This is a genomic window from Micromonospora sp. GCM10011541 (assembly GCF_042650725.1).
Taxonomy (GTDB): domain Bacteria; phylum Actinomycetota; class Actinomycetes; order Mycobacteriales; family Micromonosporaceae; genus Micromonospora; species Micromonospora sicca.
The window spans coordinates 70,717-91,817 of the sequence record NZ_JBHSBP010000009.1 but is presented as its reverse complement, the minus strand read 5'-3'; the positions used below and the strand labels follow the sequence as shown (position 1 = coordinate 91,817).

The 21,101-nt window shown below is 74.6% G+C and carries 19 protein-coding genes; 6 read left to right on the top strand and 13 right to left on the bottom strand.

Annotated elements, in window-relative coordinates; translation table 11 throughout:
• The first annotated feature begins 28 nt into the window (after window positions 1-28).
• A complete protein-coding gene (locus ACFOYX_RS03300) occupies window positions 29-2,134 on the top strand; it encodes a DEAD/DEAH box helicase (protein ID WP_322441961.1) in 2,106 nt (701 codons plus the stop codon).
• Window positions 2,135-2,214: 80 nt separating this feature from the next.
• Here the strand turns inward: ACFOYX_RS03300 and ACFOYX_RS03295 are convergent, their stop codons facing one another.
• Window positions 2,215-2,922: a hypothetical protein gene (locus ACFOYX_RS03295; RefSeq protein WP_322441960.1), complete on the bottom strand. Its 708-nt coding sequence runs from the start codon at window positions 2,920-2,922 to the stop codon at window positions 2,215-2,217.
• A 480-nt stretch (window positions 2,923-3,402) separates the two neighbouring features.
• Between ACFOYX_RS03295 and ACFOYX_RS03290 the strand changes: the two genes are divergently transcribed.
• The 4 genes from ACFOYX_RS03290 to ACFOYX_RS03275 all read left to right on the top strand — a co-directional run bounded on the left by ACFOYX_RS03290 (window position 3,403) and on the right by ACFOYX_RS03275 (window position 9,037).
• Window positions 3,403-6,315: a M36 family metallopeptidase gene (locus tag ACFOYX_RS03290; RefSeq protein ID WP_322441959.1), complete on the top strand. Its 2,913-nt coding sequence runs from the start codon at window positions 3,403-3,405 to the stop codon at window positions 6,313-6,315.
• A 201-nt stretch (window positions 6,316-6,516) separates the two neighbouring features.
• On the top strand, window positions 6,517-6,969 hold the full coding sequence (locus ACFOYX_RS03285) for a ribonuclease domain-containing protein (protein WP_322441958.1): 453 nt from the start codon (window positions 6,517-6,519) through the stop codon (window positions 6,967-6,969).
• 64 nt (window positions 6,970-7,033) lie between these two features.
• Window positions 7,034-7,540, top strand: coding sequence for a barstar family protein (locus ACFOYX_RS03280; protein WP_322441957.1), 507 nt, complete (start codon window positions 7,034-7,036; stop codon window positions 7,538-7,540).
• A gap of 81 nt (window positions 7,541-7,621) precedes the next feature.
• Window positions 7,622-9,037 carry a hypothetical protein gene (locus ACFOYX_RS03275; protein ID WP_322441956.1) on the top strand — a complete coding sequence of 472 codons (1,416 nt, stop codon included), beginning with the start codon at window positions 7,622-7,624 and terminating at the stop codon, window positions 9,035-9,037.
• On the opposite strand, the gene ACFOYX_RS03270 is transcribed toward ACFOYX_RS03275, so the two are convergent.
• Window positions 9,034-9,753, bottom strand: coding sequence for an HD domain-containing protein (locus tag ACFOYX_RS03270; protein WP_322441955.1), 720 nt, complete (start codon window positions 9,751-9,753; stop codon window positions 9,034-9,036). The genes ACFOYX_RS03275 and ACFOYX_RS03270 overlap by 4 nt on opposite strands.
• Before the next feature lie 336 nt (window positions 9,754-10,089).
• Here ACFOYX_RS03270 and ACFOYX_RS03265 point away from each other — a divergent pair, with 336 nt between their 5' ends.
• Window positions 10,090-10,731 carry a VTT domain-containing protein gene (locus ACFOYX_RS03265; protein ID WP_322441954.1) on the top strand — a complete coding sequence of 214 codons (642 nt, stop codon included), beginning with the start codon at window positions 10,090-10,092 and terminating at the stop codon, window positions 10,729-10,731.
• 10 nt (window positions 10,732-10,741) lie between these two features.
• On the opposite strand, the gene ACFOYX_RS03260 is transcribed toward ACFOYX_RS03265, so the two are convergent.
• Genes ACFOYX_RS03260 through ACFOYX_RS03210 form a run of 11 tightly spaced genes read right to left on the bottom strand, consistent with a single transcriptional unit; the run spans window position 10,742 to window position 21,100 of the window.
• Window positions 10,742-11,494, bottom strand: coding sequence for a hypothetical protein (locus ACFOYX_RS03260; protein ID WP_322441953.1), 753 nt, complete (start codon window positions 11,492-11,494; stop codon window positions 10,742-10,744).
• A 27-nt stretch (window positions 11,495-11,521) separates the two neighbouring features.
• Window positions 11,522-12,001 (bottom strand): hypothetical protein, encoded by a 480-nt coding sequence (locus tag ACFOYX_RS03255; protein ID WP_322441952.1) that lies wholly within the window; start codon window positions 11,999-12,001, stop codon window positions 11,522-11,524.
• Window positions 11,998-12,918, bottom strand: a complete 921-nt coding sequence (locus ACFOYX_RS03250) for a hypothetical protein (protein ID WP_238455132.1) — start codon at window positions 12,916-12,918, stop codon at window positions 11,998-12,000. The genes ACFOYX_RS03255 and ACFOYX_RS03250 overlap by 4 nt, the downstream gene beginning before the upstream one ends.
• 10 nt (window positions 12,919-12,928) lie before the next feature.
• The gene (locus tag ACFOYX_RS03245; RefSeq protein ID WP_322441951.1) at window positions 12,929-13,543 is read right to left on the bottom strand and encodes a phage tail protein; all 615 of its coding nucleotides are present in this window, start codon (window positions 13,541-13,543) and stop codon (window positions 12,929-12,931) included.
• On the bottom strand, window positions 13,524-16,148 hold the full coding sequence (locus tag ACFOYX_RS03240; RefSeq protein ID WP_322441950.1) for a putative baseplate assembly protein: 2,625 nt from the start codon (window positions 16,146-16,148) through the stop codon (window positions 13,524-13,526). The genes ACFOYX_RS03245 and ACFOYX_RS03240 overlap by 20 nt, the downstream gene beginning before the upstream one ends.
• Window positions 16,145-16,594, bottom strand: a complete 450-nt coding sequence (locus ACFOYX_RS03235) for a GPW/gp25 family protein (RefSeq protein ID WP_322441949.1) — start codon at window positions 16,592-16,594, stop codon at window positions 16,145-16,147. Before ACFOYX_RS03235 ends, ACFOYX_RS03240 begins: the two co-directional genes overlap by 4 nt.
• Window positions 16,591-16,929 carry a hypothetical protein gene (locus ACFOYX_RS03230; RefSeq protein ID WP_322441948.1) on the bottom strand — a complete coding sequence of 113 codons (339 nt, stop codon included), beginning with the start codon at window positions 16,927-16,929 and terminating at the stop codon, window positions 16,591-16,593. Before ACFOYX_RS03230 ends, ACFOYX_RS03235 begins: the two co-directional genes overlap by 4 nt.
• Window positions 16,929-18,509 carry a phage baseplate assembly protein V gene (locus ACFOYX_RS03225; protein ID WP_322441947.1) on the bottom strand — a complete coding sequence of 527 codons (1,581 nt, stop codon included), beginning with the start codon at window positions 18,507-18,509 and terminating at the stop codon, window positions 16,929-16,931. The genes ACFOYX_RS03230 and ACFOYX_RS03225 overlap by 1 nt, the downstream gene beginning before the upstream one ends.
• On the bottom strand, window positions 18,506-19,249 hold the full coding sequence (locus tag ACFOYX_RS03220; protein WP_322441946.1) for a hypothetical protein: 744 nt from the start codon (window positions 19,247-19,249) through the stop codon (window positions 18,506-18,508). Before ACFOYX_RS03220 ends, ACFOYX_RS03225 begins: the two co-directional genes overlap by 4 nt.
• The gene (locus ACFOYX_RS03215) at window positions 19,249-20,643 is read right to left on the bottom strand and encodes a hypothetical protein (protein WP_322441945.1); all 1,395 of its coding nucleotides are present in this window, start codon (window positions 20,641-20,643) and stop codon (window positions 19,249-19,251) included. Before ACFOYX_RS03215 ends, ACFOYX_RS03220 begins: the two co-directional genes overlap by 1 nt.
• Window positions 20,618-21,100 carry a phage tail protein gene (locus ACFOYX_RS03210; RefSeq protein ID WP_109800943.1) on the bottom strand — a complete coding sequence of 161 codons (483 nt, stop codon included), beginning with the start codon at window positions 21,098-21,100 and terminating at the stop codon, window positions 20,618-20,620. Before ACFOYX_RS03210 ends, ACFOYX_RS03215 begins: the two co-directional genes overlap by 26 nt.
• Window position 21,101 lies beyond the last annotated feature (1 nt).

Genomic DNA, 21,101 nt, shown 5'->3' with positions numbered 1-21,101 from the left:
GCCCGCCGAACAGCTGCATCCGGTCGTCGTGCATCACATCGTGAACTCGCTGCAGTGGCCGGGGCTGCGTCCGTTGCAGGAGGCCGCTGTCGCGCCGCTCCTCGACGGCGAGGACGCGCTGCTCCTCGCCCCGACGGCGGGCGGCAAGACCGAAGCGGCGATGTTCCCTCTGCTGTCCCGGATGGCGGAGGAGAACTGGTCGGCCACCTCGCTGCTCTACGTCTGCCCGCTCAAGGCGCTGCTCAACAACCTCCTGCCTCGGCTGGAGACGTACACCGGGTGGCTCGGGCGGCGGGCGGCCCTCTGGCATGGTGACGTGACCATGGGCCAGCGCCGGAAGATCCTGCGGGACCGCCCCGACGTCCTGCTGACCACTCCCGAGTCCCTGGAGTCGATGCTGGTCAGTGCCACCGTCGACCACGACGAGTTCTTCCGTGGACTGCAGGCCGTCGTGGTCGACGAGGTGCACGCGTTCGCCGGCGACGACCGCGGGTGGCACCTGCTGGCCGTACTCGAGCGGCTCAGCCGGGTCACCGGCCGGCCGGTGCAGCGCATCGGCCTCTCGGCGACGGTCGGCAATCCCGACACGCTGCTGACCTGGTTGCAGGGGTCCGGTCGCGGGCAACGGCCGGCGCAGGTCGTCGCGCCCGAGATTGCCGCCGCTCCAGCCGTGTCCGTCGCCCCAGCCGTGTCCGCCGCCCGACCGGCGGGCGAGGTCGAGCTGGACTACGTCGGCTCGGTGCACAACGCCGCGAAGGTCATCGCCGCCCTGCACCGCGGCGAGAAGCGGCTGGTGTTCTGCGAGTCCCGGGCGTTGGTCGAGGAACTCGGCCAACGGCTGCGGGCGCTCGACGTCACCACCTTCCTGTCCCACGCCTCGCTCTCCGTGGACGAGCGGCGTCGCGCGGAGGAGGCGTTCGCGCAGGAACGGGACTGCGTCATCGTGGCCACCAGCACCCTCGAGCTGGGGATCGACGTCGGCGACCTCGACCGCGTCATCCAGGTCGACGCACCGCGCAGCGTCGCGGCCTTCCTGCAACGGATCGGCCGGACGGGTCGGCGGCCCGGCAGCAGCCGGAACTGTCTCTTCCTCGCGCTGGACGGTGACGGGCTCCTACAGGCGGCCGGGCTGCTCCACCTCTGGGCGCAGGGCTGGGTCGAGGAAGTCGTGCCGCCGCCGGAGCCGCGGCACATCGTCGCCCAGCAGATGTTGGCGCTGTCGCTCCAACAGCATCGGGTCGGGGATCAGCTCTGGGCGCAGGAGTGGAACGCCCTGGCGCCCTTCGACAAGACCGCCGACGTGATCGTGCGGCATCTCGTCGACCAGGGCTACCTCGACTCGGACTCCGGCATGCTCTTCATCGGACCGGAGGCGGAAGCGCGCTTCGGACGTCGGCACTTCATGGACATGCTCGCGGTGTTCACCGCGCCGCCCCAGTTCACGGTGCTGTCGGGCCGTACCGAGATCGGTCGTACTGACCCCGCGCTGCTCACGGCGAAGGTGCAGGGTCCCCGGCTGCTGCTGCTCGGCGGGCGGAGCTGGCGGGTCACCTACATCGACTGGAAGCGGCACCGGTGCTTCGTCGAGCCGGCAGAGGGCGGCGGGAAGGCGCTCTGGATGACCGGCGGGGTGCCGCAGGGACGCTCGTACCGGATGGTGCGGGCCATGCGGGACGTGTTGCTCGGCGCCGATCCGCCGGTCGCGTTAACCGGGCGGGCCGCAAACCGGCTGGCCGGCCTGCGCGAGGAGTTCGGTGCGCTGGTCCATCCGGGCGGCACGCTGGTGGTTCGGGAGAGTGACGGCGAGGTGCGGTGGTGGACCTGGGCGGGCTTCCGGGCCAACGCCACGCTGATCTCCACGCTGAGCGAGCTGGCCGACCCGACCCAGCGGTACGACGACGCCTCGATCCGGCTGCGCCCCGACCTGAGCCGGGAGATGGTGCGTGCGGCAAAGGCGGACGCGGCCGGACGGGTCTGCCTGCCGGACGTCAACGAGAAGGCCCTGGATGGCCTCAAGTTCAGCGCCGCCCTCCCGCACCGGCTGGCGGTCGCTACCCTGGCCACGCGTCTGGCCGATGTGCCCGCGGCTCAGGCTGTCCTTGCCGAACCGGTACGGACGGCGTATTTGCCTTAGCGCTCACGGGCAGGTGATCCGGAAAGCGATGCCCAGGGCCGCCCGGCGGATAGCCCGGTCGTTGCCAGCGCCCTGTCGGTCTAGAAGATGTCCCCGTCGCGCAGTGTCCTGCGGAGCAGTTCTTCCATCCGCTGCAGGGCGGACTTCAGCTCCGTCGCCATCCGTCGCCGCACGTCGCCGGCCACGTTCTCGCTGGTCGTCCGGGCCGCTTCGTCCGCAACCGCAGGGTCGGCGAGGTTTTCGATGACGGCCACCCACTGCCGGCCGAGCTGGTCGGCGTACCTGGCTCGCCTACGGTCCACCTCGAACTCGCCGTCGAGCTTGACCAACTGTTCCCAGTACGGCAGGACGGCCTTCCTGACGCGCTCGTCAACGTCCACCCAGACATGGGGCTGGCAGGTGACCATCGTGTCACCCACCTTGTACCCCCACCGGCCGGTCTCCGACAACGCCCGCTGCAGTTCGACCTCCAGCTCCGCCGCGCGCAGCGCGGTGAAGTGGGAGGCGTGCTCGGCCGCGAGAATCGTCAGCCTGCGGATGGCGGCCGGCATGTGGTAGTGCGCGTAGCTGAGCAACGCCTCCCGGCGGAGGGTCTCCGACGACCAGACGCACCGGGCGTGGATGTGGAAGTTGAACGCCCGGCCCTGACCCGACACTCGGATCGGTACCGCGGTGTCCAGTCGTTCGGTCAGCGGTCCCGGGTCCGGTCCCGGGGCCGGGGAGGTCGCTCCCGACACGGGCCCCGTCTCCCGCAGGGCGTTGATCACGCCCCACAAGAACTCCTTCACCTTCCGCCAATACGGCAGAGTCTGTCCCCAGAGCTCCAGTGCCCGGTGCGCCAGGCCCCGCCAGCGGTCATCCGAGCTCGACGCGGTGCCGGAGGCGTCGGTCGTGTCGCTCGTCGCCTCGCGCGGATCCGCTCCACTGCGGCCGCTCGGCTCTCCCGCTTCCGGCGACGACGGGGCCGGCCCCTGGTCGGAGGTGTCGCGTGCGGCAGCGTCGTCGCCATCCTTCGTGGGCGCTGCCGGGCCGTCGTCCATGCTCCACGGTAACCAGGGGATGACCGATTTGTCGGCCGTGACGTCCGTGCCGTGGCGCGGCGTCCGAATATTCCGACAAATGTCCCTTTCGCCGTCACGGTTAGCGATCGACCGTGGCGCATGTGTGGATGTTCGGCCCATCCCTAGGTCCACTGTGACCTGGTCGGATGGCAGGACGGACATCGCCGTTCGACGACAGGAGGGACCGTGCGCACACCATCCCGTGCGTTGACTGGGACCACCGCGCTGCTACTCGCGGCCGGACTGGTCCTGACCGCAGGAGCTGGCGGCCAGGCTGCACCCCGGGAACAGACCCCCACCCAGGCCCGCCCCGGCGACCTGCCGGGCGACCGCCACGACACCAAGGCCAAGGACAACCGACAGGGGCGGATCGCCCCGACCGACCGGCAGCGCGACCTCGCCGCCGCGCTCGGCGCGCGGGCCCGCTGGAGCACCTTCGGCACCCCCGCCACCCTGACCGCCACCGACCAGCCGCTGGCCACGGGGCTGGCCGCCGACCCGGCCGCCGCGGCGCGGGCGTACGTGGCCGCCAACCGGGACCTGCTGGGGCTGACCGCCGACGGCGCGGCGGCCCTGGAGCAGTTGACCGTCGCCCCGATGGGTGACGGCGCCACCGTGCTGTTCCGCCAGCGCTTCGGCGACCTGCCGGCCGCGGTGGACGGCGTCCTCGCGGTCGGCGTCCGCGACGGCGCGGTGTGGCACGTCAGCTCGTCCCTCGCCCGGGACGGCGGCGCGCCGGCCCCGGCCACGATCAGCGCCGAGCAGGCGCAGCGGGCGGCGGCCACCGATGCCGGCCTCACCGACCCGAAGATCCTGCGTACCTCGCTGGTCGCGGTGCCGACCGCCGACCGGGGCGCGCGAGCCGCGTACGAGGTGATCCTCGGCGCGGATCTCACCGGCGCGGACCCGGCGGCCTTCTCCACTTACGTGGACGCCCGGGACGGCAGCGTGCTGGTCCGGGAGGACCTGGTCGACCACGAGGCGGACAACCCGCAGTGGGAGGTCTTCCCGAACTCACCGTCGACCGACCACTCGTCGGCCGACACCCGGGTCCGCTGGTGTTTCCAGCCGGGCGCCGGCTGCGACGAGGTGGTCGGCACGTCGGCCTCGCCGCTGCCCTGGGACGTCGACCCGGCCACCGGGGCGTCCACCCGGACCACCAAGGGCAACAACAGCATTGCGGTGCAGAACTGGAACAGCAACGACCCGTTCAGCGTGGGCACCGAGACGGCCACGCCGCGGCCGGACCGCACCTACGCCTACCCTTGGACCAACCAGTGGTACGAGCAGAAGTGCAGCCCGGACACTTTCACCTCGCCGCAGGCCAACGACATCGACGCGGCCCCGGCCAACCTGTTCGGGATGCACAACCGGATGCACGACTGGTCGTACCACCTGGGCTTCACCGAGGCGACCTGGAACCTGCAACAGGACAACTTCGGCCGTAGCGGCCTCGGCGCCGACGCCGAGCAGGGCAACGCCCAGGCCGGCGGGATCAGCGGCGGCCCGCCGAACTTCGCCGCCCGGGACAACGCCAACCAGATCACCCCGGCCGACGGGGTCGCCCCGATCACCAACATGTACCTGTGGCAGCCGATCGCCGGTTCGTTCTACGCGCCCTGCGTGGACGGCGACTTCGACATGTCGGTCATCGCCCACGAGTACGGGCACGCGATCAGCAACCGCATGATCGCCGGCCCGAACGCCGGGGTCAGCTCGCCGCAGGGGATGAGCGAGAGCTGGTCGGACCAGCTGGCGATGGAGTACCTGTACGAGCACGGGTACGCCGCGCCCGGCCGGCGCGGGTTCACCATCGGCGAGTACACCACCGGCGACCCGGACGCCGGCATCCGGAACTACAACATGAGCGCGAGCCCGCTCAACTACAGCGCGATCGACTACGACTTCGTCGGCCTCCAGGTGCACGCCTCCGGTGAGGTGTGGAGCGCCACCAACGCGGACATCCGGGCCGCGATGATGGCGCGGTACGGCGCGGGCGACGCCGCGTCGCAGAAGTCCTGCGCCAACGGCGCGACGCCGGTCACCGCCTGCCCGGGCAACCGGCGCTGGATTCAGCTCGTCTTCGACTCGTTCCTGCTGATGGCGGTCAGCCAGGTGAGCATGGTCGACGCCCGGGACGCGATGCTCGCCGCCGACCGGATCCGCTTCGGCGGGGCGAACCAGGACCTGCTCTGGAACGCCTTCGCGGCGCGCGGCCTCGGCGAGACCGCGGCGAGCGTCGGCAACGGCGACGTCGACCCGACGCCGAGCTTCACCTCCCCGTACGCGAACGAGGCCACCCTGACGTTCGCGCCCGAGGACGAGGACGCGGCGGTGCCCGGGGCGCAGCTGTACGTGGGCCGCTACCAGGCCCGCGCGGTGCCGGTCGCCGACACCGACCCGGCCACCCCGCTCACCGACCGGGTGCGGCTGGTCCCCGGCACGTACGAGTTCGTGGTCCGCGCGCCGGGGCACGGGCACGTCCGGGTCGGCCCGGTCACCGTGAAGGCCGGTCAGGTCCGCGACCTGCCGGTCACGCTGCGGCGCAACCTGGCGTCCACCAGCTCCGGCGCGACGGTCAGCGGGGACGGGATCAACCTCGCGAAGATCGCCGACGACGACGAGGCCACCAACTGGGCCTCGCTGGGCAGCCCGGTCGCCGGCCGGCAGGTCACCGTCGACCTGGCCGGCGGCGCCCGACAGGTACGCCGGGTGCAGGTCAGCGCGATGCTGCGACCGCCGGTCGCCGGCGACCCGGACGCCGGTACGCAGAGCCGGTTCTCGGCGCTGCGGCAGTTCCGGGTGCTGGCGTGCACGGCGACGGGCACGGTCACCTGTGCCGACGCGGCCGACTTCCGGGCCGTCTGGACCAGCCCGGCGGACGCCTTCCCGTCGGTGGCGCCGCGGCCCCGGGCGCCGGAGCTGATCATCCGGTCCTTCGACATCCCGCGGACGGAGGCGACCCACCTGCGCGTCGAGGTGGTGACCAACCAGTGCACCGGCGCGCCGGACTACGCCGGTGAGCAGGACGCCGACCCGCGGGCGGCGACCGACTGCGCGACCGCCAGCCCGCAGGCGAACAACGTCCGGATCGCGGAGTTCCAGGCGTTCGCCCAGTGACCGGTTGAGCCGGACGTGCGGGTGGGCGTGTCCCGTCCACCCGCACGGCCGGCCCGCGACCGATCATCCAGCGTTCATCCGGCATTGCGGATCAGTTTCCGCTCCGAGGCTGTACGTCGGCGAGGATCACGACCAGACTGGTGCGCGATTCAGATATCTAGCTGAATCGATGCTTTGTCGCCCCAGGACAGGGAGGATCCCTTGACCACGTTCGCGACTCCGCTCCGCACCGCGGGAGCCCGTACCCGCCGCATCCTCGGCGCGTTCGCCCTGCTGACGGCCATGGTCGCCACCGCGCTCGCCGGCCCGGCGGTGGTGTCACCCAAGCTCGCCGAACCGGCCCAGGCCGCCGTCTACAGCTCCTGCACGATGACCCGCTGCGCGGACGCCCGCACCGCCCGGTCCGGGTGGGCGGCCAAGGGCTTCCCGACCACCCGGGGCTGGTACACCTGGAGTGGCGGCCTGTACAACTTCGCCGGCGGCCGGTTCTTCAACTACGAGGGACAGCTGCCCACCAACGCCACCTACTACGAGTACGACGTCTACCCGCGTGCCTACGGCGCGTCGCGGGACGCGTACCGGATCGTGGTCAACAAGAGCACCGGGGCGACCTGGTTCTCGCCCGACCACTACGCGAACTTCTACCGGCTCTGACCGTGCGTCGCGGGGCGGGCCCGCCGGGGCCCGCCCCGCTCCGCCCCGACGGAAGGATGGACCGATGGCCGACGCGCGCCCACCGGCCTGGCTGCGATTCGACACCCCGTCGCCCGACGACACCGGCCGGGACGACGGGGAAGCGGTCACCGTCGCCGGGCCCGCCACCCGCACCCGGGCCGGCCTGTTCGACGCGCTCGCCGACGCGCTGGAGCTGCCCGGCCACTTCGGCCGCAACTGGGACGCGCTCGCCGACGTGCTGGCCGACCGGCTCGACACGGGGCCGCTCACCCTGGTGGTGCGCGACGCCGGGCACCTGCTGGCCGAGGAGCCGCCCGCCCAGCTCGGCACGCTGCTCGACGTGCTCGGCGGGGTAGCCGCCGGAGCCCGCGAGTCGCTGCGGGTCGTGCTGCGCGACACCGCCGAGCCGCTGTCCGCCCTGCGGCGCCGGGTCACCTCGACTCTCGCCGGTGTCCCTGTCCCGCCGGCCTCCCCGGGCAGCCCGCCCATCCGACCGGGCCGACGTGCCGGCGAGGGAGGCGACCGCCTTGCCGGCCCCCAGGCCGGGTGACACCACCCACCCGACCCGGTGCGGTAGCCGAGCAGATCGGCGGGGCTGACGGGGCTTGCCGGTGGCGACCAGGATGGCGGGATGGAACTCGAGCTGACCGCCCCGGAACGGGCCGTGTGGCAGGCGTTTCCTCGACGCGCGTTGGTGGATCTCGGCGACGCGGAGGATCGAGTGGTCCGCGCCGGAGTCATCCGGGCCCTGCTGCTCGGCGCCGTGCCGGCCGAGCCCGGTGAACTGGCTGCCCTGATGCTGGTCGGCGCCGAGATAGCCGGGAGGCTCGACCTGTCGTACGCGGAGATTCCCTATCCGGTGCGGCTGAGCCGGTGCGACTTCACCGACCGGATCGAGCTGGTGGGTGCCCGCACCCGGGAGATCGACCTGGCCGGCTCACGGTTGCCCGGCATCTGGGCCGACAAGGCGGTGGTCGAGGGGAACCTCAGACTGGCCGAGGTCCGCAGCGGCCCACTCCATCTCGTCGCCGCGCGGATCGAGGGAGCGCTCGTGCTCGACGAGGCGCACCTGGTCGGTGCTCCGGCGGTCGAGGCCAGACTGCTCTCGGTCGGTCACGACATCCGGGGCGAGGGCCTGCGCTGCGACGGGGAGGTGCGGCTGGACAACGCCGACGTCCGAGGGTCCGTGCGGCTGCTCCGGGCCCGGCTCGACAACCCGCAGGGACGCGCCCTGGCCGCCGTCGACATCACGGTGGGCGGGGTGTTCAACTGCTGCGAAGGCTTCACCGCGCGAGGTCGGATCAACCTGTCGTTCGCGGACGTGGGCAGCCAGGTCTGTTTCGAGCGGGCCTCCCTGAGCAGCGTGGCGGAGAGCACCCTCGCCTGCCGCCAGCTCCGGACCACCGAGCTGGTCCTGTCGACCAGCGAACCGATCGACGGTGAGGTGGATCTCCGGCACGCCCGGCTCGGGGTCCTGCGGGACGACCCGGGCACCTGGCCGGCAAAGCTCCGGCTGGACGGGCTCACCTACGACACGATCCAATCGCCGGCGACCGCGGCCCACCGGCTGAACTGGCTGGCCCGCAACAGGGACGGCTACTCCGCGCAGGCGTACGAGCAGTTGGCGGCGATGTACCGCCGCCGAGGCGAGGAGGATGCCGGGCGGGCGGTCCTGTTGCGCGGGCAACGGCACCGCCGGACCGGGCAGTCCCGGCCCGGCCGGCTGTGGGGGTACCTCCAGGACGTCACGGTCGGCTACGGATACCGCCCCGCACTGGCCGCCACCTGGCTGGTGGCGCTGCTGCTGCTCGGCACCGCGGTGTTCGCCGTAGCGCAGCCGGTGCCGCTGGACCCCGCCCGACCGCTGCACTTCCGTGCCCCCATCTACACGCTCGACCTCCTGCTGCCCCTCGTCGACCTGCACCAGGAGGCAGCGTTCGAGCCGGTCGGGGCGACGGCATGGGTGGCGTACGGGTTGATCGCCTGCGGCTGGATCCTGGTCACCACCATTGCCGCCGGCACCACCCGGGTGCTGCGCCGCGGCTAGTTCGGCTGGTCGAGGATGGCGCTGAACCGCTCCTCGGCCAGGTCGAGCTGGGCGAAGATGTGCCGCTTCACCGGCGCGGACAGCGGCGTGTCCGGCCGGGCGATCAGGTCCCGGAAGACCGGCACCAGGGGGCGGTACTTGGTGGCGGAGCGGGTGACTTTCGGCCCCACCGTGTGGATCACGCCGACGCCGTTGTCGGTGAAGTCCGACATCTTGATCACCCGGGCCCAGGGCTCCCGGTCCAGGCTGGCCGCCACGTGCTCCCGGTACTGGACGTCCCTGTCCCGCTCCGGGTCGTACGCCGGGTTGGTGACCGCACCGACCAGGCGGGCGACGCGGGGGCCGAACCGCGCGGCCAGTGCGGCCAGCGCCGCCTGGGTCGGATCACCGGACACGTCGGGGCCGGCCAGCTCCGCCGGGTGGTCCTCCACGGCGTCGTGCAGCAGGCCGGCGACGATCACGTCGACGTCGCGCACCTGGTAGTGGTGCATCATCCGGATCGCCACCCGCAGCAGGTGGTTGAGGTAGGGCTCGCGCACCCGCCGGTCGTCGCGGTGCAGCTCGGCGGCGAGGTCGAGCGCCTCGGTCAGCCGCTCCCGGGCATCGGCGTCGAACGCCCGGATCTCCAGCCGGAACCGCTCCAGCAACCCCGGTTCGCCGTGGATCTCGGTGATCGCGTGCATCGGCATGGTGGCCAGGTACGCCGGAAAGTCCATGAGTCACTTATAGCTGATCTTCACCATCCGCCGGACCCCGGCGTCGGCCTTGCGACGAGAGCTGGACACGGCGCAGCCGGCCCGCGACCGCACGGGTGACCGACGCTCAGGACCCGCCGGAGAGATCCCGTCCACGTACCCCCGGCTCGGGCGTTCGCTCGCGCGGTGACCCTCACGTCGCTCACTATTGTCCCCGGCACGCTCGCGATTCATTCCTCGGCCCGGCGAGTTCGGGCCGTCCGGTGGGCGGGATCACCCGCCGACCGGCTGCCCCGGGGAAGCGGCGGGTGGGGTGACGCGGGGGTGGGGGCGAGCCGGCGGGGCGACAATCGGCGGATGGACCGGGTGTTGAACCTGCTGGTGGCGCTGCCGCCCGCCCTGGTGCTGGCCCTGGTCTTCCTGCTGCCGGCGCTGGAGGCGTCGACCTTCCTCGGCCTGCTCGTGCCCGGGGAGGTGGCCGTGCTGGTCGGCGGCGTGCTCGCGCACGAGGGGCGGCTGCCGCTCTGGGCGGTGGTGGTCGCCGCGCTGGTCGGGGCGGCCCTCGGCGACCAGGTCGGCTACCGGGTCGGGCGCCGCTACGGCCGGCGGCTGCTGGACCGGTTGCCGCGCCGGTTCGTCCGCTCGGGGGAGCTGCGCCGGGCGCTCGACCTGGTCCGGCGGCGCGGGGCCCTGGCCGTGGTGCTCGGCCGGTGGGCGGCCGCGCTGCGGGCGCTGGTGCCGGGTGTCGCGGGCATCAGCGGGATACCGCAGCGCACCTTCACCCTGGCCAACATCACCGGCGGGGCGATCTGGGCGGCGACCGTGGCCGGGCTCGGCTACCTGGCCGGCGCCTCGTACCGGCTGCTGGAGCGGCGGCTCGGGCTGGGTGGAGAGGTGCTGCTCGCGGTGGTGCTGCTGGCGATCGCGGTACGGATCTGGCGGGGCCGGCGGGCGGCGCGCCGGGAGCGGGCCGCGGACCGCGTCGACGGGGTCGGGTGACCGGCGCCGATCAACCGGAGGTGGTGGCGGTGGTGCGGAGGGCCTTGACGATGGCGGGGATGGAGCCGATCAGCAGGACGAGGGACCAGACGATCGCGACCACTGCGAAGACCAGCGCCCCGACGTCGTCGGTGATGCTGACCAGGATGCCCGGGACCAGCCGGTGCAGGAACTCCAGCAGCACGGTGCAGAGCAGGGTGGTCAGCATCAGCAGCACCAGGCCCCTGTTCTGCAGGAAGCGCGGCTGGGCCAGCACCAGCAGCCCGGCCCAGACCAGCTTGAGCAGCAGTACCAGGCCGAGCAGGACCGCCGCGTCGCCGACCGGGAAGAAACCCCAGACCGCCAGGTAGGCCAGCGTGCCGAACGGGGCGGCCAGGAACAGCGACACCAGCACGGTCAGCTCCACGAAGGCCACCAGCAGCAGCACGACCGACGCGATCAGCAGCAGGACCGCGAAGACCAGGGTGGCCAACCCCTGCACCCGCCCCTGGATCCGGTCCGGCACCACCAGGCTCAGGCAGAACAGCCCGGTGGTCCAGAGCGCCACCACGTCGATCAGCGCCAGGTAGCCGGTGCCCCGACCGGAGGGCTGGGTGACCGAGCCGATGTCGCCCAACTCGACGCCGAGCTGACCGGCGCTGTCCCGCAGCGCGCCACCGGCGTCCCCGCCCCCGGTGAGCAGCGCGGCGCCGAGTTCCAGCCCGACCACCAGCAGCACCGCGAGCAGCGCCAGCAGCAGGAACGGTTTACGCAGCTCACCCATGACGGGCCTCCGGTCCGTACCGGTGGATCAGGACGGGGCGACGGTGACCGCGCATCCGGTACCTCCCAGGCAGCGCAGGGTGACGGCGGTGGCCCGGTCGACGGCCACCTTCGCGACCGCCTCCCCGTCGGCGGCCGGCTCCACCTCGTCCCGGACGGTGACCTCGGCGTCGCCCGGCGCCGGGGCGGCCACCCCGAACGGCGCCCGGCTGCGCAGCACCAGGGTGCGCAGGCCGCCGGGGTCGGCGATGCGCAGCACGCAGCCGGCGACGAAGCTCACCACCCTCGGCTCGCCGGCGGCGGGCGACGGCGGGGCGGGGGCGCCCGGGCAGTCGGCGGTGACCGTGGCCGGGTCCACCGTGCGGCTCGGCCCGCTCAGCCGGTCCAGCCAGCCCGGCCGGGCGGCCGGGTCGCCGCGGCCGCCCGGCCCGCCGGCCATCGCGACCAGGTAGAGCGCCACCAGCAGCACCGCGAGGGCCGCCAGCAGCAGCTTCTGCCGGCCGCTCATGGCTGGACGAGCTGGGTGAAGCGGATCTGGTCGACCCCGGCGAAGTAGCGGTCGAAGCCCTGGGTCTTGCTCACCGCCACCAGGGTCAGCCGGTGCGGGCCCCTGCTCAACTCCACCGTGCCCACGTCCAACCAGTCCGTCTTGACCACCGTGGGGGTGAAGCCGAAGAAGGTGCCACCCACCTGCCGACCGTCGACCACGAAGATGGTGTTGGCGTAGTCGAACGAGGTGGTGCGCACGGTCGACAGGCGCCAGGTGCCGTCCGCGGGGATGTCGACGGTGACGGTCACCCGGTCGCCGACGGCCAGCCCGAGGAAGAACAGCTGCGCGCCGCCGGACCAGGTGACGTCGCAGCAGTTCTTCTGCTCCACCACCTGCACCGCCGCGCCGGCCGGCGACTCCACCGTCGCGCCGCCCACCAGGCTCTCCGCCTCCAGCGTCACCACCTGCGGCGCGGCCGGCGGCGGCTGCTCGCCGGGCCGGCTCACCAGCCAGACCACCACCCCGGCCACCACCAGCACCAGCGCCGCGGCGGCCGCGATCCACGGCCACGGCGCGCGCTTGGGCGGTACGACGGCGCGCACGTCGTACGTCACCCGGCCGCTGGAGCGGGAGCTCTCCTCCGGCGCGGTGTTCGCCGAGTACGCGAAGCCGGTCATGTCGTAGCGCCGGGGCGGGGTGCCGGGCGGCACGGCGAGCCGGACCAGGAACGAGACCGAGCCCTGCCCGGGCACCACCCGCTGCGGCTCGGCCACCGTGAACCAGCCCCGCTGGGTGCCCTCGCCGGGGGCCACGTCGAAGACCACGGTGTCCGGCGCCATGCCCGGGTTGGAGACGGTGAAGGTCAGCTCGCCGCTGTTGCGGGCGTCCAGGGTGAACTGTCCGGCGGCGGCGACGACGGCCCATTCGGTGGTCATGACGGCTCCTCTACGGCTGGTCACGGGGTACGGGGGACGGGACGTGGGCCCGGCCGACCGCGCGGCCCGGCCCGGCGTCGGCGGCCGGCTCCGACGCGGGCTGGTCCGGGACGCCGGCGTCACCGAGCACGGTGATCTCGACGGTGACGGCGGCCGGTTTCTCCGCCTCGACGATGCGGGTGACCACGGCGAGCTGGTCGGCGGCGGCCGGCGGCACCCCCACCACCACGTGGAACGGGCGGTCCGCGGGCTCGTCGAGGACGAACCCGGTGACCCCGGTCGCCAGCTCCAGCGCGGTCCGCATCCCGTACGGGGTGCCGCGCCAGCGGGCCAGCAGCGCCCCGTGCGCGACGAGGTCCCGCAGCCGTCCGACCGGCAGCGGCAGCGGGGTGTCCGGCCGGGGCGCGGCCACCACGTGGTCCATCGCCACCCACCGGGTGAGGTACGCGACGAAGCCGTCCGGCGTCCGGTACGGCGCGAAGAGCGCGTCGACGTCGGCGAGCACCGCCTCGTCCGGGGCGTGCAGCGCCTCCATCACGTCCAGCAGCGCGCCCAGCACGCTGCCCGGCCCGCTCGCCCGCTGGTACGCCGCGGGCAGCAACCGCTCAATCGCCGCTCGGCGCATCCTGCCGCACCACCTCGATGTCGTGCTCGCCGGAGCAGAGCAGCCAGGTACCGGGGACGGTCACCACGTCGGCGGTGGCCTGGTTGGCGCTGGCCGCCCAGTCGACGGCGTCGCCGCTGCGGTACACCCCGCGATCGCCGCCGGCCAGGATCAACCGGTCCGCCGCGCCGCTCGCGGCGACCGCGTCCACCGGCACGAACCGGGACCGGTCCCGCAGCGGCAGCCCGCAGTTGACCATCACCGGCTGCCACTGCGGCTGGGCGGCCAGGGTGTCCAGCCGGACCACCCCGCCGCTCTGCGTGGCGGCCACCGCCAGCGAGCCGGTGAACGCCAGGTCGCGGCAGGTGCCGCCGATCCAGCCGGCCTGTACGGCCTGCCACTTGACGTCGGACTCGAAGAGCCGGGTCCGGTGGCAGCCCTGCCCCGGTTTCTTCGGGTCCGGCTCGCCGGCGCCGCTCCACAGCAGGGTGGCCGGGCCGTCGTACTGGACGGCGAGCACCCGGTTGTCCACGTTGGCCAGCCCGACGTGGGCGAAGGTGCCCGGGCGGCCGGCGGCGGTGGAGAGGTAGACCCCGAACCCGGCCTGCGCGGCCACCGCCACCCCGGGCGCGCCGCGCTCCGAGACGAAGGCCCGGACCGCGTAGAAGCCGCGGTCGGCGTCGGACGGGTCGACCAGGATCTGCAACGGCACCGAGCCGGGAAGCAGGGAGACCTCGTAGAGGCCGGTGTCGGTGGCCAGCAGCAGCGCGCCGGCGCCGTCCCGGTCGATCCAGGCCAGGTCCTGGATCCGGGAGTCCAGGTCGGTCAGCAGCGACCAGGTCTCGCCGAGGTCGGTGCTCAGGTGCACCCGGGAGCCGCCGGCGTCCCGGGCGGTGACCACGGCCACCGAACCGGCCCGGGCCACGATGCCGGGGCGCACCGGGGCGGGGGCGGGGGCCACCCGCAGCACGCTCTCGGCGTCGAAGCGGCCCGCCGGCTCCCAGCCCGCCCCGGCGTTGGTGGAGCGGAACAGCACCGGCCCGCGCCCGGCGTACCAGGTGCCGGGCTGGTACTGGTCGACGGCGAGGGTTCGCACCTGCGCGTCGGGGGCCTCGTCGACCACGAACCGGACCGACTCGACGTACCGCACGCCCGGCTCGGCGTGCTCCAGCATCCGGTACACGTTGGACGCCCGCAGCGGCTCGCCGAACGCCCAGCCGCCCGGGTTGAGCGGGGTGGGCAGCGGGCTGAGCGTCTGGTGCAGCCGGTCGTGGATGCGCCGGCGGACCGCGTCGACGTCCTCCTCCCGGCGGACCACCACCCGGGCCCGGATCGACACCGCCTTGTAGCGGGCCCAACCGGCGCGGACGCTGGTGCCCAGCGCGCGCCGCCGCTCCAGGTCGTCGGCGACCCGGCGGCGGGCCTCCTCGACCTCGTGGTCGCGCAGCACCGCCACCGGCAGCCGGCCGCCGGGGCGGGCCGCCTCCGGCACGTACGGCACCAGCACCACCTCGACCTCGCCGGGCCGGGCGAAGCTGTAGACGGCGGCCCGGGTGAAGGCCCGGGCCCGGGCCACCGCGCCGGAGCCGGCGGCGAGGATCTCGTAGTCCCGGGCGGTCACCGCGCGCTGCTGGGCGAAGAACTCGTACGGCCCCCGGGCCAGCGCCGACTCCAGCGACTCCAGGTCCCGCCCGCCGCCGGCCGGCTCCGGGTTGTCCACCTTCAGCCCGGCCAGCGGGTCGCGCAGGCTGGTCAGCGTCCCGGCGGCCACGTTGCCGGCCGGGCCGCCGCCGCTGCGGTACCAGAGCCGGATCTGCCGCCCGGCCGGCGGCACGGCCGCCACCGTCACCGGCCCGCCCGCCGCCCCGACTTCCGCCCCGGCGGGGTCCGGCTCGGGTCCGGCGGTCGAGCGCAGGTCCAGGGCGGGGGCGAAGGTGACCACCCCGGAGGCCCGGTCGACCAGGTACACCTTGGCCTGCGGACCGAGCCCGGCGAAGCTGTCCACCGGCTGCCAGATCTCGAAGGTCCGCCCGTCGTGCTCCCGGGCCGCCGCGCCCAGCTCCACCGAGCCGGCCGGCACCTCCACGCCGAGCAGCAGGTCCAGCGGTTCCGCGGTGCGGGCCAGCGGCGCCTTCGCCGCGCGCAGCACCTGGCCGGGCTGGCCGGTGCCGGTGCCGAGCAGCTCCGCCTCGACCGGCTCGCAGTGGTGCAGGCGTACCGTCACCTCGGTCTCCCCGGCGGGCAGCAGCGCCGGCTCGGTGGTGACGAAGACGACGGGCCGGGGGTCGGCGCCGCGGGCGGCGGCCACCCGGGTCCCGGCCGGGATCCGGACCGCGCCGCGGTCCGGGCCGGTCCGGGTGAACCGGACGTCCGCCCAGGCCGCCGACGGCGGGTGCCGGGTCACCCCGAGCAGGTTCAGGAACGCGACGTACGCCTTCTCCGGCAACTGGTTCAGCCGGTAGATCATCACCTCGGTCAGGTACGCGAACGCCTCCAGCAGCGCCATCCCGGGATCGTGCGCGGACAGATCCGTCCAGTCGGGGCAGGACCGGCGGATCCGTTCCCGCGCCTCGGTGACCAGGTCGAGGAAGGCGCGGTCGTCGAGGTGCGGCACCGGCAGCGTCATGACGGGTCTCCCTCGGCGCGGTCGTGGTCCGGCGGGTCGTCGTCGGGGAGCAGGTCGACGGAGAAGACCAGCTGCCCGGGGGAGAGGCTGGCGCGGACCCGGTAGTCCAGCCGGATGACGAGACGCCACGGGTCGTCCGGGTCGGGACCGGCGTCCACGTCGATCACCTCCACCCGCGGCTCCCACCGCCGGATCGCCTGCCGGACGTAGTGGATGGCCAGCCCGGCGGTGGTGTCGTCGTTGGGCGCGAAGACCAGCCGGTGCAGCCGCGACCCGTACCCGGGTCGCATCAGCCGCTCGCCCGGCGTGGTGGACAGCAGCAGGAACAGCGCCTGGCGTACCGTCTCGTCGCCGTCGGTCATGGCGAGCCCGCCGGCGGCGGTCAGCGCCAGCCCACCGGTGCGACCCGCGTCGAAGCCGGCGCCGACGAAGCGGAAGGCCCTCATGCGTCCGCCTCCAGGAAGGTCTGCCGCGGGTCGCGGACGGTGTGGTGGACCAGCCCCGGCGGGGTGCCGTCGGTGAGCCCGTCCAGGTTGTCCAGCACCACCCGGTGCCCGTCCACCCGCAGCCAGGCGCTGTAGCCGACACTGACCCGCAGGGTCTTGGCGCACGGCTTGATGGTCGGCCCGTAGTTGGGGCAGGCGGTGATGTCCCGTCCCTCCGGGTCGGCGTCGACCAGCACCGGCACGCCCCGCACGGTCACCCAGTGCTGCGAGGCGCGATTGGCGACCCGACCGTCGTGGTCGCACACGATCAGCGAGTCACGGTGGATCCAGCGCATCAGCCACCTCCGTGGGCCCGGGCGAGGGTGCGGGCCTGCGCCGCGGCGGTGTCGGCGTCCTCGGTCGCCTCCGCGCGCAGGAAGTCGACGGTCCGGGCGCGGACCACCATCGCCCGGCCGGGCGCGGAGAGCACCAGGTCGCCGGCCGCGTGCACGGTGGTCAGCTCCGGCCGCAGCTCCACGAAGCTGCCCCCGTCGGTGGCCAGCCGCAGCGTGCGGCCGTCGTCGTCGATGACGATCGACTGGCCCGTCCCGGTCCGCATCGACCAGCGCCGGGACCGCCCGTCGACGATCCCCGCGTCGTACGGCTCGACCGCGCCGAAGAGCGAACCGAGGACGATCCCCGACGCCGGCTCCCCGCCGGGGAGCACCACCAGCACGGTGTCGTCCGGGTCGGGCAGCGCCACGATGCCCTTGCCCCGCCCCGCGCCCGGGCAGACCACCGCGAGCCAGCCGGCGTCCAGGTCCCCGTACGCGGGCAGGGTCAACCGGACCCGGCCGAGCCGGTCCGGGTCGTCGACGTCGGTGACCGTGCCGAGGGTGACCGTCGCCGGGACGGGCGCCGGGCTCGGCGGCGGGTCGGGCGGGACGGTGGCGAAGGCGGTCAGGTGGCCGTTCCCGTCCACGGTGTGCACCACCTCGGTGAGCACGTACACCCCGGCGACCGGCTCGGGAACCCCGGTGAGCCGGATCCGCCGGCCCGGGCGCAGCGCCGGGTCGCCCTCGGCCACCCCCTCGGCGGTGACCAGGGCGGCGACCCGGGCGTCCAACCCGGCCTGGGCCAGGGCGGCCAGCTCGTCGTCGCTGCGGCCGGGCTGGTCCACCGCCGTCCGTACGCCGTCCGCGCCCACCCCGCCCGGGTGCGGCGTCAGCGGGATCCGGCGGCCCGAGCGGGCCTCGCCCACCTGCTGCCGCAGCGGCTCGGCGCGCTGCGGGTGCCAGCCCAGCGCGGCGCTCTCCCCGCCGGCCCGGTCCAGGTTCTCCGCGATCCGCAGCGAGTGCACCGAGGCGCCCAGCGCCAGCGGCACCGGCTCGCCGTACCCGTCGAGGGTCAGCAGCCGCAACCGGTCCCCGTCGGCGGCGAGGTGCAGCCCGGCCCGCCCAGCCACCTCGCGCAGCAGCTCCAGGTCGGTGTGCCGGTGCTGGAGCAGCCGGTCCAGCCGGGGCCCGTCGGTCTTCGCGTCGACCGTCCACCCCAGGTCGGCGCAGAGTTCCCGGGCCAGGTCGGCGGCGGTCACCGACTCGAAGACCCGCAACTGCTGCCGCTTGCGCAGCCGGTGCAGCCCGTCGTACGCCCGGATCCGCAGCAGGGCCGTGCCGTCGCCGGCGTACTCCAGCTCGACGCAGGTGACCTCGCCGGTGAACAGGGCGTCCGGGTGGCCGTCCAGGCGGAGGTCGAGGGCGGCGCCGGGGCGTACCGGCGGGTCGAGGGCGACCGCGCCCGGGCCGGCGGCGAGGGTGACCTCGCACTGGGTCGGCTGGTCCAGCCGGGCGGCGACCCGGACCGCGCGCAGCCGCCGGGCGTCGGGCAGCGGCACGCCGTCCACGGTGACGGCGGGTGTCCGGGGCACGGTCGTCACGGCGCACCTCCCGACCCGGCGGCGGACGCGGTGACCGGGGGCACGGCCAACGGGGTGCCGGCGGGCACGGTCAGCGGGTCGCTGATCCGGTTGTGCTCGGCGAGCAGCCGCCAGCGCAGCGGCGAGCCGAGCGCGTCGTGGGCGAGCAGGTCGAAGCGCACCCCCGACCAGCCGGGCTCGGCGGCGCCGTCCGCGGCGGCCACCACCGCCGAGCCGGGCGGGACGGTGGGGCTGCTCGCCGCGGCCAACTCCTCCTCGAAGCCCGCCCGGGCCGCCTCGGCGCCCTCCGCCACCCGGACCAGCTTCAGCCGCAGCCAGGACCGGCGCGGGGTGCCGGTGAGGGTGAACGCGTCGAAGCGTTCCGCCACGGCCACGATGACGCCGGGCACGTTCCAGGTCTTGCCCCAGACCAGGCGGACCAGGGGTGGCCGGAGCCAGCCGTGCTCGGCGGCCGAGTTCTCCGCCAGCAGCCACAGTGGACGGGTCAGCGTCCGGACGTCCTCGGGGCGTACCTGGGCCTCGACGAAGTCCGCGTCGAAGAGCAGGTCCAGGACCAGTTCGGTGCGGCCGCCGCCGGTGAAGACCAGCGGATCGTCGGCGAGCCCGGCCCCGGTGAGCTGACCGTCGGCGCCGCCCCGGGGGCGTACCCCGGCCAGCCGGGTGACCTGCACGGTCTCCGGGTTGAGCAGGCAGTCGACCCGGGTGCCGGACTCGTCCACGAGGAAGGCGACTCGTTCCATCAGCCAGCCGCCTGTTCCCGGTCCAGCCGGCGCCGCCGCGCGGCGTCGCCGGCGGGTGCGGCCGGCGCCCACAGCTCCCGGTCGTCGGGCAGCGCCGGCCACGGATCACGCGGGTGTTCGCCGGCCCGCGGCAAGCCTGTCCCGGCCGGCCATGACGGCCCGGCCGGCGGTACCCCGGGCGGGGCGGATCGGGTCGCCTCGGCCGGCAGCGCCGGCCAGGCACCGGCGGTGGGCGCGGGCGGCGTCCCGGCCGGCCCCGTCCACCGCCAGCTCCACTCCTCACCCGGGCCGCGGGGGCGGACCGACGCGGGTTCCCTCGGGGTCTGAGCGGTGCCGGCGTCGACGGCCGGGCCCGGCGGGTGACTGCCGGAGGAGTGCCGCCCCGCCGGCTCCCCGTCCGGGCGGGGGACGCCCGGATTCCGGTGCGGTTGTTGTCGCTGGAACGACGACGACCGCACCCGCAGAGCCTGGACGCCGTCGCCCGCCCCGTCCCGCGGTCCCCTGCCGGCGGAAGCCCCGCCGGTCACCCGGCCGGTCGCCGCTTCGGTCACCCGGCCGCTCGCCGGGTCGTGGTCGTCGCCCGGCGCGCCGGGCTGGTTCGGGTGGCTGTCGTGCGGCGCGTCGCCGATCGGGGCGCCCGGTTGGGAACGTCCCGGCCAGCCGGGGACGACGCCGGGTGGGCCGGGCAACGCCGTGCCGGACCCCGGGTGCGCGGTCCACGCGCTGTCGAGGCCGGTCCACGTGTTGCCGAGGCGGGGAGCGGGTTGCGCGCTACCGGGTCCCGGGTGCGCGGTCCACCCGCTGTCGAGGCCGGGCGTGGGCTGGGCGGTGCTGGGGCCCGGGTGCGTGGGGCCGACGTCCGAGTGGCGCCGGCCATCCGGCGTACCGGGAAGCCCGCCGGCCTGCGGCGCCCCACCCGGTCGCGCGTCCCGGCGGCCGGAGCCGCGCCGGTCCGCGGGGCGCGGGTCACACCGGACCGGGGTCCCGTCCGTGTGAGCAGCGTCCCGCCCGACCGCGCCACCCGGCCGGCCCGACCTCCCGTCCTCGGTGGCCAAGAGGTTAGCGTCGGCGAGCGGCCCGGATCCGACCCGAACCTCTTGATGACCGAGGACCGGCGCGGGGAGGCGGGCGGGGAGGTCGTGGAGGAGGCCGGGGGCGTGGGTGGCGACCAGGCGCAGCCAGTGCTCGGGGGGTTCGCCGGGGCGGCGGGGCGGGGCGGGGTGGTCGTCCGGGGCGGTCGCGTGCGGATCGGCCGCGCCGGTGGGGGGCCGGGCGGGGCTGAGGTGGGGCGGGTGGGGGTCGCGTTCGACCGCGTCGGCCAGCCGGTCGGCGGCCTCGGCGGCCGTGCGCAGGGCCCGGGCCAGCCAGTCACGCGGTGGTCGGGGCGGCCGCACTGCCGGACTCCAGTTCCAGCCCCTCGTACGCCAGGGTCAGCGCCTCGATGGCGATCTCCTGGGCGAGGGTGTTGAGGTGGGCGCCCCGCCACCGGGTCGGCCAGGCGTTGATCATGTTCCAGCGCAGCACCTCGCTGGTGCCGGCCGGGTCCAGCAGCACCACGGAGACGTTGCGCCGGCTGACCGTGCCCTTGGCCGCCGCGTTCACCCAGTCCCACAGCTCGCGGGACGAGGTCAGGCCGAAGTGGAGGGTCACCGGCGCGTAGTCGACCTGGCCCGGGACCGCCCGGACCCGGTCGTTGCCCGCCTCCCGGTACGCCAGCCGGCCGATCGTCACCTCAAGCCCGCTGACCTCGGTGAAGTGCCCGTTGGTGATGCCGTTGATGAGCAGCTTGAAGTTGTACGCCCGATACGGGTCGACGGGGGCGCCCGGTTGCGGGGTGGCCGTGGTCGGCATG